The organism is Paenibacillus sp. MER TA 81-3 (assembly GCF_023713585.1).
GTDB lineage: Bacteria > Bacillota > Bacilli > Paenibacillales > Paenibacillaceae > Paenibacillus_B > Paenibacillus_B profundus.
This window is the reverse complement of record NZ_JAMAWB010000001.1, coordinates 347,814-363,129: the sequence shown is the minus strand read 5'-3', so window position 1 is coordinate 363,129 and position 15,316 is coordinate 347,814. Positions and strand designations below refer to the sequence as shown.

13 protein-coding genes are annotated in these 15,316 nt (G+C 47.6%); all 13 read right to left on the bottom strand.

The features are described from left to right. Positions 1-189: 189 nt before the first annotated feature. Positions 190-1,446, bottom strand: coding sequence for a competence/damage-inducible protein A (locus M3650_RS01615; protein WP_251571786.1), 1,257 nt, complete (start codon positions 1,444-1,446; stop codon positions 190-192). Between the two features lie 323 nt (positions 1,447-1,769). Next, the gene (gene pgsA, locus M3650_RS01610) at positions 1,770-2,348 is read right to left on the bottom strand and encodes a CDP-diacylglycerol--glycerol-3-phosphate 3-phosphatidyltransferase (RefSeq protein ID WP_019425060.1); all 579 of its coding nucleotides are present in this window, start codon (positions 2,346-2,348) and stop codon (positions 1,770-1,772) included. Further along, the gene (gene rimO, locus M3650_RS01605; protein WP_233695468.1) at positions 2,345-3,673 is read right to left on the bottom strand and encodes a 30S ribosomal protein S12 methylthiotransferase RimO; all 1,329 of its coding nucleotides are present in this window, start codon (positions 3,671-3,673) and stop codon (positions 2,345-2,347) included. The genes pgsA and rimO overlap by 4 nt, the downstream gene beginning before the upstream one ends. A gap of 274 nt (positions 3,674-3,947) precedes the next feature. Then, positions 3,948-4,436 (bottom strand): YajQ family cyclic di-GMP-binding protein, encoded by a 489-nt coding sequence (locus tag M3650_RS01600; RefSeq protein WP_019425058.1) that lies wholly within the window; start codon positions 4,434-4,436, stop codon positions 3,948-3,950. Between the two features lie 114 nt (positions 4,437-4,550). Then, complete coding sequence (locus tag M3650_RS01595) at positions 4,551-4,715, bottom strand: hypothetical protein (protein WP_019425057.1); 165 nt, start codon at positions 4,713-4,715, stop codon at positions 4,551-4,553. 120 nt (positions 4,716-4,835) lie between these two features. Further along, a complete protein-coding gene (locus M3650_RS01590) occupies positions 4,836-5,783 on the bottom strand; it encodes a helix-turn-helix domain-containing protein (RefSeq protein ID WP_251571784.1) in 948 nt (315 codons plus the stop codon). Between the two features lie 280 nt (positions 5,784-6,063). Further along, positions 6,064-6,828: a DUF3388 domain-containing protein gene (locus tag M3650_RS01585; RefSeq protein ID WP_019425055.1), complete on the bottom strand. Its 765-nt coding sequence runs from the start codon at positions 6,826-6,828 to the stop codon at positions 6,064-6,066. Positions 6,829-7,197: 369 nt separating this feature from the next. Further along, a complete protein-coding gene (locus M3650_RS01580) occupies positions 7,198-7,452 on the bottom strand; it encodes a DUF3243 domain-containing protein (RefSeq protein WP_019425054.1) in 255 nt (84 codons plus the stop codon). A gap of 134 nt (positions 7,453-7,586) precedes the next feature. Next, positions 7,587-8,333, bottom strand: a complete 747-nt coding sequence (gene ymfI, locus M3650_RS01575; protein ID WP_019425053.1) for an elongation factor P 5-aminopentanone reductase — start codon at positions 8,331-8,333, stop codon at positions 7,587-7,589. A gap of 89 nt (positions 8,334-8,422) precedes the next feature. Beyond that, positions 8,423-9,703 (bottom strand): EF-P 5-aminopentanol modification-associated protein YfmH, encoded by a 1,281-nt coding sequence (yfmH, locus tag M3650_RS01570; protein ID WP_233695466.1) that lies wholly within the window; start codon positions 9,701-9,703, stop codon positions 8,423-8,425. Between the two features lie 2 nt (positions 9,704-9,705). Continuing rightward, positions 9,706-10,986, bottom strand: coding sequence for an EF-P 5-aminopentanol modification-associated protein YfmF (gene yfmF / locus M3650_RS01565; protein WP_251571783.1), 1,281 nt, complete (start codon positions 10,984-10,986; stop codon positions 9,706-9,708). A gap of 178 nt (positions 10,987-11,164) precedes the next feature. Next, positions 11,165-11,911, bottom strand: a complete 747-nt coding sequence (gene sleB / locus M3650_RS01560) for a spore cortex-lytic enzyme (RefSeq protein WP_026011423.1) — start codon at positions 11,909-11,911, stop codon at positions 11,165-11,167. A gap of 646 nt (positions 11,912-12,557) precedes the next feature. After that, the gene (locus M3650_RS01555; protein WP_251571780.1) at positions 12,558-15,269 is read right to left on the bottom strand and encodes an FtsK/SpoIIIE family DNA translocase; all 2,712 of its coding nucleotides are present in this window, start codon (positions 15,267-15,269) and stop codon (positions 12,558-12,560) included. Between the last annotated feature and the right edge of the window lie 47 nt (positions 15,270-15,316).

Genomic DNA, 15,316 nt, shown 5'->3' with positions numbered 1-15,316 from the left:
GCATTTTTTCGAACATACATTCGTTTATTTTGCGAAAAACCACCCCTAAATCCCTTTTATTAACATTTTGTACAACGTGAAATAGTAGCAATGCGCAAAAAAAAACCGCAACAAAGTAAGATGACTTTGTTACGGTTCCTCCGTTAACTATTACTTTAATTATAAGCTATGCCACAACGAAAGTAAAGTTTATCCATGTCCTTGCAATTTCCGCCATAAGCGGTACATTACGGCGTTCACCGTTCTAATTCGGATCGTGTCGCGATCCCCGCTCAAGCGGAGCTCTTCGACATGCGTATCCTTGCCCTTTTCTCCGATTGCAATATAGACAAGACCTACCGGTTTGCGTTCTGAATGGCCTGGCCCGGCAACCCCTGTAATTGCAACCGTGAAATCCGTGTCCGCAATGTCCTGCATGCCCTCAACCATCGCTTTGGCCGCTTCAGAACTAACCGCTCCCGGAGCGCTTTCCCCTTCTAACAGCTCATGGGGCACACCGAGAATCCGTTCCTTCATTTCGTTGGAATACGTTACGGCTCCACCAAGAAACACTTGTGAGCTTCCCGGAACTGACGTCATCATCTCCGCAAATAAGCCTCCTGTACAGCTTTCCGCAGCAGACAACGTCATTTGATGCTGAATGAGATGGTTGACGAGCACCTCGTTCATCGATACGTCTTCTGCTGCATACAGATGCTGACCGAGACGATTCGTGATTTCCGTTTCTACTTCTCCAAGCTTGCTTGCAGCCAGAGCTGCATCATCGCTCTTCGTCGCAAGACGAACGAGCACTTCACCTTCTTTGGCGTACGTCGCAATCGTTGTATCCCCCTGCGCCTCAATTAGATCACGAAGCGCATCCTCCAAGATGGATTCACCGACGCCTGCAAATTTCAGCATACGCGTATACAGCGTCGATGCATCAAGCAATCCATTGTCTTTCATCCAAGGAACGACCTGTTCTGCAAACATCGGTTTCATTTCACGCGGAGGCCCGGGAAGCACAATATATGCCACACCTTCATGAACGATCGCATTCCCGATCGCCAAGCCAGTTCTGTTCGGAAGCACGTCCGCCCCTTCAATAACGAGCGCTTGGCGCTTATTGCTTTCTACCATCGGAGTGCCGCGTCCGGCAAACATTTTCTCCATCTGAGTCAATGCATCCTCGTCATGATACAACTCGCTCCCCAGCAATTCAGCCAACACATCTTTCGTTATATCGTCCATCGTAGGTCCGAGTCCGCCTGTAAACAAAATGACATTCGAACGGCTTCGCGCCACTTCGATTGTGTGACGGAGCCGATCGGCATTATCGCCAACTACCGTCTGATAATAGACATCAACCCCAAGAAGAGCCAACTGCTGAGATAAATATTGTGCATTGGTGTTTACAATTTGCCCTAATAGCAGTTCCGTACCGACAGCAATCATTTCGGCTTTCATATGAGACACCATCCTTCATCTATATCTGTACCGCCATGCTTTCAATGTATGTAAATGCTAAATCCAACCTGTAAAGCCGCTGCAAGCTGCTTCATCATCCTGTCCGCGCCTTTCGTGTATCAATGAGTCATTTTATTCATGAAAAAACAATAGGCCTTCTTTCCTCGATCCACTCTACAGTCGATGTCGTAGAAAAAAGCGCCTATTGTTTAAAAGGCTGTCTCGCAAAGGTTGTTTAAAAAGTTCCCTTTTGATCACGATGTATCTCGAGAGGATAATTCCACATCGAATCTGTAATTAAACACGCACTTTACATTTTGCCGTTACGAAAAGTGAAGCACCTTTTTATTTTTCACGAAATAATCAATACCCGAATACACCGTGATCAACGCCGCAAGCCAAGTTGAGATGACATCGAACGGGAAATTAATAAACGCGAACGGGAAATTGTTCAATAACATAGCTACAATGGCTGTAATTTGTATGGCTGTCTTCCATTTGCCCCATTTGCTAGCCGCTACCACGGTCCCTTCCAACAGAGCAACCTGGCGCAAGCCCGTAACCGCAAATTCACGGCTAATAATGACGACGGCAATCCAAGCCTGACATTTGCCCATTTCCACGAGAGAAATCAGGACGGCAGCTACCAGAAGTTTGTCTGCTAGCGGATCTAGCAGCTTGCCGAGATTCGTAACCATCTTGCGTTTGCGCGCAATATAGCCGTCTAATCCATCCGTACTGGCTGCAATAATGAAGATTAACGCCGCAAATATCTGGTTGTATGTGATATAGAAGTCCTCAATTCGTATCGGTGGCAAGTAATCAAAGTTCACCAATAGAAAGAACATCATTATCGGCACGAGAAAAATGCGTGCTAACGTTATCTTATTCGCCAGATTCACGAGACACCCTCCCCGGCTAAATCGAATTCAAGAGCATGCGTAATCTTTACTTTCGTAATATCCCCAATGCTCAGTTGCGAATTGGAAATAAACACTTCACCGTCAATTTCAGGCGCGTCAAATTGCGAACGGCCGATATATACATCGTTGCGTCCGTCGTATCGTTCAACGAGCACCTCCACGATTTCGCCAATTCGCTTCTCACTCACCTGCTTCGACACTTCACGTTGAATTTCCATCAGCGTGTTCGCGCGCCACTCTTTGACTTCATCCGGCACATGATCCGGCAAGCGAGTCGCCGGCGTTGATTCTTCCGAAGAATAGGTGAACACGCCGAGACGGTCGAATTTCATTTCTCGGACGAAATTGCACAGTCCTTCAAAATCTTCATCGGTCTCTCCTGGGAAGCCGACAATAATCGATGTGCGCAAGGCAGCACTTGGAATGCGCTCGCGGATTTTGCGAACCAATTCACGTGAATCGCGTTGACGACCTGGACGGCGCATCCGTTTTAAAATATTGTCTTCACTATGCTGCAGCGGCATGTCGATATATTTGCAAATCTTCGGATTGCTCGCGATCGCTTCAATCAGTTCATCCGAGAAGAAGCCAGGGTAAGCATAATGCAGGCGGACCCATTCCACACCTGGAACTTCACTCACTTTATGCATTAATTCAGGCAGTTTAAACCCATCATACAAATCTACGCCGTAGTTTGTTGAATCCTGCGCAATTAGACTGAATTCTTTGACGCCCTGATCGGCCAACAGCTTCACTTCGGCTAAGATCGAATCCATCGTGCGGCTGCGGAATTTACCGCGCATAATCGGAATGCTGCAGAACGTGCAGTTATTGTCACAGCCTTCTGCAATCTTCACATAAGCCGTATATCTAGGTGTGGCTACCTTACGCGGCAAAATCCGATCATAATCAAATACCGGATTGCCAACTCGCACAGGCTTGCTTCCTTGGAGCGCTTCATCTACAATATCATTAATTTTATCGAAATCACCCGTTCCGACGATTCCGTCAATTTCCGGCATTTCTTCGAGCAGTTGCTCTTTATACCGCTGCGTTAAACAGCCAGACACGATGAGAGCTTTTAAATCAGCCGTCTCTTTCAAATCAGCCAAACTTAAAATGGTGTTTACCGATTCTTCCTTAGCGGCATCGATAAATCCACACGTATTTACGATAATGACGGTTGCGTCTTCTTCCTTCTCCACTAGCTCATATCCACGTTCGTGAATCAAACCGGACATAATTTCCGAGTCAACCAAGTTTTTGTCGCAGCCCAAAGTCACGATTTTAATCTTTTCTGTCATTTATACATCCCCCATAGCAAATTGCAGCTCATCCTGTTCGTTACGGCAACGAGTCGCTTTAATAACCATTGCTTCCCTATACGATTCTTTATATTTCTAGTCTAGCAACAATCACGCTTCTTTAAACCTATTTCTATCTCATCAAGTATAATACAGGGCTATCTTTCTAGTCAAAAACCAAAAAAAAACCCAGCATCCTCTAAAAGCTCTGCTTGAGAGGTGGCGGGCTATAAGAGGCTGTTCAAAAAGCCCCTTTTGTACACTCATTATAAGTTTAACGATAATTCGTAAATTGCAAGTCTAACGGTAAATCAGCTCCTCTGAGCAGCTGCATTACCTCCTGCAGATCATCTTTATTTTTGCCGGTTACCCGAATTTGGTCCCCCAAAATTTGACTCTTCACTTTCAATTTAGAGTCCCGAATTAAAATGTTGATTTTTTTGGCGATATCCTGTTCAATCCCTTGTTTCAGCTTGATGCGTTGCCGCACAGAACCTCCCGATGCAGGCTCCAATTTGCCGTATTCGACATTTTTGAGAGATATGCCGCGCTTGACCATTTTGGATTGTAAAATATCAATAACGCTCTTAAGCTTATATTCATCTTCGGAGGCAATGACCAGATCCTCTTTTTCTAATGAAATACTGCTCTTGCTCCCCTTAAAATCATACCTGGTTTCAATTTCACGTTCCGCCTGCTTAACTGAGTTGTTCAACTCCTGCATATCCATGTTAGATACAATATCGAATGAACAGTCTGCCATATATTGACCTCTCCCTTCCGTTCTTCCTCATTACTGAAACATTATGTAATACAACACAAAGGCATTCCTCTGCAGACTGCGTCAGCAAAAGAATGCCCGTGCGTTACACGTCTACTAGTAACGGCTGCGCTCCGGCATGCGGAACATATCCAGCACACCAAGCACAATATGCGCCAAGCCGAATCCTAATATGCCGTAACCCCATGCACTTGGCGATAAATAATAACCCAACAAGCTGACGACTACACCAAGACCTGTGACCACCCAGCTTACTGCCATGCTCGACACCTCACTTGTGAAGAGATATAATGATCGCCGCAACGATTATTCTCCCCTGCAGTGATGGCATTATGCTGGTCACCTTGCTAGATGATTTATCCATAAGCCGCGCGTATCGGTTTAGGGCGTGCTTGTTCCGTTCGTCCCCGAATTTCCGGTATTTCCCGCGCCTCCGGCTTCTTGCTGGAGCTTCTGCGCTTCTTCATATGGAACCAGCTTCAGATTCATGTTTTTCAAGCCAGCCACATCACCGTCAGGGATTACTTCCCCAGCGATTTTGACGGTAATAAAATCGGCCCGCCCCATTCGAATCGCCATTCCTTTGTCTGGCATCTCGTATTTCACAGTTTTGCCATCGTCCAAGTTCTCGTAATACAGCCGTTCGCCCTGACGGTTACCTACGAACACGCCCAACCAGCTGTAACCGCCTGTCGACGTTATTTCGACTTCCAATTTCCCGTTGTCCGGAGCGGCAACCACAAAATTGTCCTCGCTTCGACTTGACTTCTCAAGCACAACAATCGGTTTTGGCTCTGGCTCTGGTGTAACCGGCGGCTCTGTGCTCGTGTTGCCTCCGTTGCCGCCTGCAGCATCGCCTTTATTCCCCTCACCCGCAACTGGGGACGGCGACTCCGAATCGGTAATCTTCGTATCATCCGCAGTCTGATTGTTCGGGGTATCCGACGTTTTTACTAAAAAGAAATATAGGATCACAATAATAAGAATAACGAACGCCCACATCAGCAGCGTCGTCGCCCATCTCCCGAACCGGTCCGAATGCTGAACACTGCGTTTCTTCCGAATTATCGGCTCGCTATTGGTCTCCGGCTCGGTAGCAGGAATATCATTGCGGTAATATTGCAATATTTCATCCGGGTTTAAGCCCACCGTCTCTGCGTACGTTTTTACGAAGGCGCGTACATAGAACGAGCCCGGCAGCACTTTGTAATCCCCTTCTTCAATTGCTTCCAAATAACGCTTCCGAATCTTCGTAGCTTCCTGGACATCATCCAACGAGAGGCCTTTCTCCAGCCTTGCTTTCTTCAACAGCTGTCCTAATTCTGACACAACCTCACCTCCTGTCTGGAATATCATGCTGCAAAGCATGTTCAAAAAGTCCCCTTTTGATCACCAAGATCATCTAGGAAGCGGTTCGACATCGAATCTTGCACTCACCCTCTAAGTCCGGTGCTCATGTAGTCTATGCCTACACTTCGCTCCTCCTTATAAGTTTTGCGGAGCAAAACTCGCTTCGGAAGCATACGCTTCAGGTTCTTGCAACCTTCTCGGTGCTGAAAAGTTCACTTTTTGAACACGTACTTGTATATATAACCCGCAACTCCCAATCCTATAGATCATGATAATTGGTCGTAAACGTCTCATATGTAATTTCTTCATCTGGCGTATTGCGCAATTCAATAATGTAATCAAATAAATCGTAATTGTATCGGGTCTCCTGAACAAAAATGTCCGGATGTTCAATCACTTTGGTGGAAGGCATATTCATAATTTCGTAAAGAAGCGATTCATGCTTCTCATTGGAGCGTATCGTGCTGACAATGCCATCGATAATGAAAATGTTGTTCGAACTCATTTCTTCCTCAGACATTTGACTGCGGACAGTCTGACGCAGCAGGGTAGACGAGACAAAAGACCATCGCTTCATCGCACAGACGCTACCGGCGATAATCGATTCCGTCTTGCCGACACGAGGCATTCCACGAAGACCAATCACTTGGTGTCCATCGCGTTTGAATATTTCCCCCAAGAAATCAACAAGCAGACCAAGCTCATCCCGAGTAAACCGAAATGTCTTCCGATCATCGGAATCCCTTTCAATATATCTTCCATGACGAACTGCCAAAATATCGACCAATTTGGGCTGACGAAGGGCGGAAACTGTAATATTGTCGACCTTCTTCAACATCTGCCCCATAATCTCAATTTTCTCGTCATCATCCGTCTGCAGCAGCATTCCCCGAGTCTTATCCTCGACACCATTTATTGTAAGAATATTCACCTCAAGCATACCGAGAAGTGATGCGATATCCCCGAGCAGCCCTGGGCGATTTTTATGTATTTTATATTCCATATACCACTGTTTATATTCCATGACACACACCTCATCCGCGGTAATCCGCCGCTTTTCATTCTACAATAACTGGCACGTAAATTCCACCGGACAAAGTGAAAAATGAAAGAAAAAAACGGCAAGCTTTAACCGTTAGGCGAATAGTATTATTATAGCAGATTGTGAGCATGTATTCATGTGACAACAATGAGATGAAGATGACAGAAAAGAAAGAAAGTTCTAGGTAGAACTCCCTTTCTTTTTGACCAATAAGGAATGTTTAAATTCTGGTGAAGCGGTAAAGCGCAGCCAAACATTCCTTATGGCAATAAACCCTACCTCTACACGCGGTCGCTCATCTTTCGAAAGGCCTCGGTAGAGAATTTCTCATGCTGCTCTGCCATGTGTCAATTAGCCGTTGCGCTCAGCCAATTTCACCATCAAGCGGGCAATCGTCTTCCGATCTTCATCGGATCCGACCTCCCACAACTCTTTCAGCGTGCGCTCCTGCTGATTCTGAGGATCCACTTTCTCATCCAAGAACGAGCCGATTTCATAAGCTAATTTGGAAATGGTTTCTTCTGTCATACCAATTCCTTTTGCTTGCTTGACGCGCTCGCCAAGAAATTTTTTCCATGAGTCAAAGCTTTTAAGTACAGATGACATGAGAACGCCTCCTTGTCGCTTTAGTTAATGCATCAACAGTCGTAATATGTACGATTGAGGCCAGAATTATGCGTTCTCATCATAGATAAAACCTGCCTCGGCAGTATGATTGACATGAATGGATTGCGCCCTCGTTATGTTTGCCATCCCCCGTTGGGGCTGATGACCTGTCCCGTAATGTAGCTCGACTCCGGTAAAGCCAAGAAGTAGACAAGCGATGCTACTTCTTCTGGAGTGCCGAGGCGGCCTAGCGGAATATCGTCCTGAAGAGCAACCCGCTCCTCATTATCCAAATGTTTGACCATATCCGTGTCCACTGCACCTGGAGCAACCGCATTGACTGTCACACCGGATGGGGCAAGCTCTTTGGCCAACGCCTTCGTAAACGCATTTACTCCGCCCTTTGCCGTGGAATACATCACTTCACAAGAAGCTCCCGTAATGCCCCAGATCGATGATACATTAATGATGCGGCCGTATTTCTGCGAAATCATATGGGGCACAAATCGTTGGGCGCATAGAAACATCCCCTTTAAATTAATGCTCATGCATTCATCCCATTCTTCTTCCGTCACATCGGTAAACAGACCGTAATACGCGACACCTGCATTATTTACCACAATATCCGGTGTGAACCCGAGCTCGTCCAGCTTTGTTTTCATCCGATCGATCTGTTCCCCTGAACGTAAATCAGCTGCGATCGTCATCACTTCGCCGCCATATGCCAAGCACCGTCTCGCCACTTCATTGGCTGATTCATGGGACTGCAAATAATGGATGATGACCTTCATCCCCACGGAAGCGAATCGTTCAGCGATGGCAGCCCCAATCCCCCGGCTTGCTCCTGTAATCAACACGGATGTTTCCGCTAAAGCCTTCATTCCCTGTTCTCCCCTTTACATGCTGTAACCTTGGACTAATACCGAAATACAAAGAAGGCGTACCCGTTAGTCAGGCACGCCTTCATATACTACGGCTGTTCCACGATTGAAACCGCTAATCGATTCCAATCGAAATGTTCTTGAAGCCGCTGATGAACCTGTTCTAACTTTAGTGATTCGTATACGGAAATTATATCAAATAAATCCGTATCCCGGAACTTGAACTTCGTGAATTCATTAGCAATTGCTTCTGGCGAATTAAGCATCCGCAAATAAGAACCGATCGCTTTATTGCGAATACGTTCGAACGAAGCCATTTCGAAGCCTTTCTGCTTCGCTTGTTCAATTAGTTCCTGTACACGCTGCACTAAGCGATCCGGCTCCTTCGTTTCTCCGCCCATAATCGAGAACGCATAATCCGGACTGCAGTTGAACTCGCTGCCGAATGAATCGGTTGTCAGTCCTTCTTCATATAGGATCTGGTTCAGTGGCGAGCTGCTGCCCAGCAGCAAATCCATCATGACGCGCGTTGCAATTTCATACTCCAAGAGCGCTCTGCCTTCCAGTCCTGTTCGGGGTTCTTTGCATCCGAACAAGCAGCGCGGGATGGAAACGGGCAGCTTCGAGACACGTCTGGCCTCTTGTACCGCATCAGGCTCTGCTTCGAAAATACGATCGATTTGTCCTTGTGGCTCGAACTGCTTCTGCGATTGATTGCGCCGCACTAATTCAAAAATAGCTTGTTCATCTACACCGCCGACGACGAACAGCAGCATATTGGTCGGATGGTAAAAGGTGTGGTAACACGTATACAGCGTCTCCTTCGTAATCGTGCCGATCGATTCAACCGTTCCGGCAATATCGATGTGTACTGGGTGACGCTGGTACATCGCCTCGATTAATCCGAAGTAGGAACGCCATGCCGGATTGTCTCGATACATGTTGATTTCCTGCGCAATAATTCCCTTTTCCTTCTCTACGTTCTCATCCGTAAAGTATGGTCTTTGCACGAAATCAATTAATGTCTCCAAACTTTCCTCAACTCGGGCGGTGGAAGAGAACAAGTATACGGTACGGTCAAAGGTTGTGAATGCGTTCGCAGAAGCGCCCTGTTGGGCAAAGGTTGCAAAAATATCACCCTCAGGCTCTTCAAACATTTTATGCTCGAGAAAATGTGCGATACCGTCAGGGACTTGAATCGCGTTCTGGCCCTCAACCTTAAAATGATTGTCTATAGAACCATACTTCGTCGAAAACGTTGCATACGTCTTCTGAAAGCCTGGCTTCGGCAAGACGTAGACATCTAAACCGTTGTCCATTCGTTCGTAATATAACGTTTCTTGCAACTGGGAATATTGACGTTGCTCCATCGTTAAACCTCCTCCCGATTACGCAAGAAGTATATCGTGTCCAAATGAAAAGTTTGTGCCGCTTCTTGTATGCGCGTTTCATCCGTTTGTATAATCTCATCTATTAATTGGGCTGTAGAGCGTTCGCGGCCAGATAAGACACGGTTAAAATCAAAACCGATCATTTCAAAAGCTGAGTCGTCAATTTCCCGAAGCTGATTGGCTATCATCGCCTTCGTCTGGTTCAGCTCCAATGATTCAATCTGTCCGGCCTTCATTGCTTCCAGCTGTTCTTTAATAATAAGCTGCGCTTTATCAAAGTTTTGGAACTCAATCCCCGATTGGATCGTGCAAATTCCTTTATGGCCGTCAAAGCGCGATGATGCATAATAGGCAAGGCTGTTCTTTTCCCGGACATGAATAAATAGCTTCGAATGTGGATAACCGCCTAGCACACCATTGAATAACAGTGCTGCCGGATACCCATTGTCCGCGTAAGTGATGGTGGAGCGAAGCCCCATGTTAAGCTTCCCTTGACTGACGTCCAGACGTTCGACGACCGTGTTCGGTTCTCCGGTCCGAGGAACGGGCATGGAACGTGCATAAGGCGTTTCGCCCATCCGGTTCAAGACGAAGGACTCGTTAATGTATCGTTCCACCTCTTCGAGTGTCGTATCGCCTACGACATACACATCGATCGCGGCATGCTCCAGCCACCAACGATATTTCTCGTGCAGCGATTGTGCGTCGATACCATCCAAATCTTGACGATCGCCAAGTGCATGGAGCCGGTATGGCTCATTTTTGCACATTTCCTCAATGCAGCGCTCTGCCGCGTATCGTATCTTATCGTTCACAATCGATTCAATGCGCTGGCGCAGCGTCTCTTTCTCCTCTGTCACATACTTGTTGCGGAAGACTCCTTCTTCCGTGACAGGCGAAGTAATGACATCGCCCATAAATTGAAACGCCTGACCGAGCAAGGAGTCTGCAGAACGGACGAACGTATCGTTAATTACGTCCATACGGAACTGTATAATTTGATAATCTCCCCGCTTGTATACGTCGAACCCAAATCCTGCACCATACATTTCGTCCAGCCGCTCGCGAAAGCGAATCGTTTCCGGATAAGAAGCCGTCCCTCGCCGAAGCACAAATGGCGTCAATGCGATCGGGGTAACCGTTTCTTCCTGAAGCGGTATCCCTACGTATACGGAGATGGCGAACGTTTTGAAGCGATTCGTCGGCATAACGTGAACCCGTATGCCTTTGACATTGCCTCGTTCAAAAGTAGGTTTGCTCACGAGTGTTTACCTCTCTTCTTCCGTGTCCCCTACACGGCTATTGTCATGCATCTTGCATCTTATATTCGATATTTATCCATAGTATACCTGCCACATACCGAATATAGAAATTGCACTTCCATCTAAAAACAAAGAAGCGAACGGTCGAGCCCTGACCATTGCTTCTTCGTTCCGAATGCTACATACAGAATATATGTTTGCCGATCGTTTTCACTTGAGTCCGGGTCCAAATCCACTTGGATGTGGCGGTAACCGGGTTGAAATAATACAGGCAGCCGCCGCTTGGATCCCATCCTTCGATCGCATCCTGTACAGCTTGGCGCGCCTTTTCATTGGGCGTCAACCAGATTTGGCCGTCTGCTACGGCAGTGAATGCCCCTGGTTGGAATATAACGCCCGATACTGTGTTCGGGAAGCTAGGTGATTTTACCCGGTTAAGAATGACAGCGGCCACAGCTACCTGGCCTTCGTATGGTTCGCCGCGAGACTCGCCATATACGGCATTGGCCATTAGTTTCAAATCATTTTCGGAAAATCCAAGATTGTTGGAGCCGCTGACGTTGTTTTTGGGCTTTGAAGCGCTTGGCGCAGTCTCTGCCGCTCCCGGCTTCCAATTTTTCGTAGCGTTGTACAGCTTCAATTTCGTCTTCGGACCAGCTACACCGTCTGCCTTCATACCGAACTTCCACTGGAACCACTTTACAGATTCGAGCGTGGAACTACCGAACACACCATCCACTTTACCGTCATAATAGCCTAAAAACTTCAGCCGTCCTTGCAGCTCATTTACGTCTTGTCCCGTTGATCCATACTTTATGGTTGCATTGCTGAAAGTGGCAGCGGACTGTGTCATATGCTTGTACTGATATGCACCGAACAGCACGAACACCATACACATCGTAATCCAAATCATGCGTTTTCTCATGGCCTAACGTCTACCTCTCTCTTGTGAATTTGACAGGATTGGCAACTTTATTATGAGAAAACGCAGCAAGTTCTATTCATTTGGATCTAGATTTTGACCATAGCTATGCTTCACCATTAACGAAATGCTCCATTCGTGCAGCAGTATGTTTAGGCTGACGGCGATTTGCTTTAACCGCTCTTTTGCTTCGCTCTCCCCTATCGTCAGAAGACGTTACGGTTTAGATTCATTGCCATCATAATCGGCAGCTTCATGCCATGGTATATTGAAACGAAGCTTGCCTTATCCTCGGCGTTGCTCCACCTGACTATATGGGAGAATGGACAAAAGAACCCGTCAACATGTTTCCGATTTGAAAGGGAGAGGGGCTCTCATTCTGAATGAAGGGGAGAGTGAGGCAACGCATGGAACAGACACACCCATCTCGCGGCACTACCACCTGCTCCCCCGCCCTCATGGCAGCTATTGCCCAGAACATGAAAAAGATTGCCAACCATCTGGCCAGAAGGGCCGAATAGGAGGCAATCTTTTATCCTTCATGTATGTTCTTACGCAAACTAATTTTCAAAAATAGTTAGTATCTATTTCCTTAGAAATACAAGGGGATGTCGACACTTTAAGGACGTCGGAGCATCTCTTTCTTACGTTATGAAGATATTTTATTTTGTTGATATTGCTCTAATGTCAAGAGCACTTCGCGCGGTCGGCTCCCTTCATGAGGTCCGATAATGCCCTGCATATGCATATGATCAATCAACCGGCTCGCCCGGTTGTATCCGATTCTCATGCGCCGCTGAAGCAAGGACGCTGAAGCCTGTTGCGCTTCAAGCACCATCTGAATGGCTTGCTCATACAGTTCATCGATCGGCTCGTCCGCTGCAAGTCCGTTCTCGTCAATTTCCGGAACCAAGTCTTCGTTGTACTCGGCCTGACCTTGTCCACTGACGAAGGAAACGACCGATTCTACCTCCTGATCAGACAAGAACGCTCCCTGTACCCGAATTGGCTTCGAGGAGCCCATCGGCAGGAAGAGCATATCGCCCCGGCCCAGCAACTTCTCCGCGCCCGCCATATCGAGAATCGTGCGAGAATCCACTTGAGAGGACACACCAAATGCTATCCGTGAAGGGATGTTCGCCTTAATGACACCCGTAATAACGTCAACCGAAGGACGCTGTGTCGCTATAATTAAATGAATGCCTGCAGCACGGGCCATTTGCGCCAATCGGCAGATCGCGTCTTCGACATCATTGGCAGCGACCATCATCAAGTCCGCCAACTCGTCGACGATAATGACAATGTATGGCAGAACCTTATCCGGTTCTTCCGCGACAAGCTTGTTATATCCTTCAATATTCCGTGTGCCCGACTTCGAGAACAGCTCGTATCGCTTCTCCATCTCTACTACGATCTTCTTCAGCGCAAGCGATGCACGACGTGGATCCGTCACGACTGGCGCCAGCAGATGTGGAATGCCGTTATACACATTTAACTCGACCATTTTCGGATCTACCATTAAAAATTTGACTTCATCCGGCTTGGCCTTGTACAGAATGCTCGTAATGATACCGTTAATACATACCGACTTCCCTGAACCTGTAGCGCCCGCCACGAGCAAGTGAGGCATGCGGGCCAGGTTGCCTACGATTGGAGTGCCCGAGATGTCGCGTCCAAGAGCGATTGACAATCGTGATGCGGCCTCTAGGAATGTCGGCGTCTCCATCACTTCACGCATCGTGACCGTCGAGACCTCATTGTTCGGCACCTCGATACCAATGGCAGATTTCCCCGGTATCGGCGCCTCCATCCGAATGTCCTTCGCAGCAAGCGCAAGGGCGATGTCATCGGACAAACTTACAATCCGACTTACCTTAACGCCGATGTCAGGCTGAATCTCATACCGTGTCACCGCTGGTCCGCGAACCACTTCCAATACTTTAGCCCGTACCCCGAAGCTTTCCAGCGTCGCCTCAAGCTTGCGGGCTGTCTGCATGAAATCAGCTTGATCCCCGCCTTTGGCACTGTTCGGCTGCTTGGCCAACAAATTGAACGACGGCATTTTGTACGGCTTAACCGGAGGGGGTGGCGGCTTAATCATTGCCGCTTCACCCGCTGCTCCTTCCGCATTCGCACCGGCAGCATCGTGGAGTAATTCGGCAGCTGATCCGGTGTCACCCGAATTGCCACCACTTTGTTGAGCAATAGCTTGAGGGGCTGCTTCCTCCCAATTATCCTCCGTATCATCGTGCTTCCACGGCGCTTGGCCAGCGGCGGCATTGGGCTCTATCAATTCGCCTTCCTGAGCAGCCCAATCCGGTTCACCCGCTTGTGCTGAGAAATCCCGGAACCGGGGAGCTTCGTTGGAACCGGAATCCAGATCATCATGCTGATTGAGCATCCCATTCGAAGCGTTCGCGGCTGCCGCTGTCCCTGCCGCATTTATAATTAGACTATCTTCCTCATCATCGGCGTCACTCAAGCGCGCCGCTTTCGAGCGCCCCTTGAAGACTGCTCTTTCGCCGTATTCTTCATCCTCATCTGTATATTCGGCTGCACGTTTACGGCTGAACAATTGCATAAATATTGGGATCTTGGCACTCCGGCGCGGAGGTCCCTCTTCATCTTCCTCGTCATCGAGCGAATCCGGCAGCATATATTCTTCCGAGGGACGCTTAGCCGCGACCCGCTGTTTGCCTTCCTGCAGCTTGCGTTCATTCAAGCGCGCCTTGCGCTTCTTCTTCAGCACATTGGTCAACTTCTTCACCTGAGTACGCAGGAGACGAACGAGTTCGACATAAGAAAGCTGGGTGGCCAGCATAAATCCGATAAATAGCAACACAATGGTAAGAAGCTTGCTTCCAAGGCTGCCGAACAGCATGAACAAAGCGCAATAAAGCACAGCGCCAACGTATCCGCCGCTTATATCCTTTTGCAGCATCGTTCCTGCTGTTCCTGTCTCTTGAGCTTGCAGTAATTCTAGTTTTAATGTCTTATGTATGTCTTGAAATATGAATCCCGCTCTAACATCCTCGGCAACAGGCAAAATACGCTGCTCAACAGTATGAACGGTACTAATCATCGTTAGAGCCAACATGATGCATACCATCCCTGTCTTGCGCGGATTCCACCCTGACGGCCAATTTCGTTTAATCATAACCGCCAAGCCAATATATATGAACATAAGCGGAATAATGAAATACCATTTTCCTAGTAGCAATCCTGAAATTTTGGATAATGATCGCCCGAAAGCCGCCCCGCCAGACAACGCGATGACGGAACACGTAATAAGCAAAATACCGTATATTTCGTATTTCAGGCTTTTGCTAAAGGATTGCTTTTTTTTCTTCCTGCGGGCCAAATACAGTCACCTCCATTTGTACATTATAGCACAGAACAGCCGTTCTT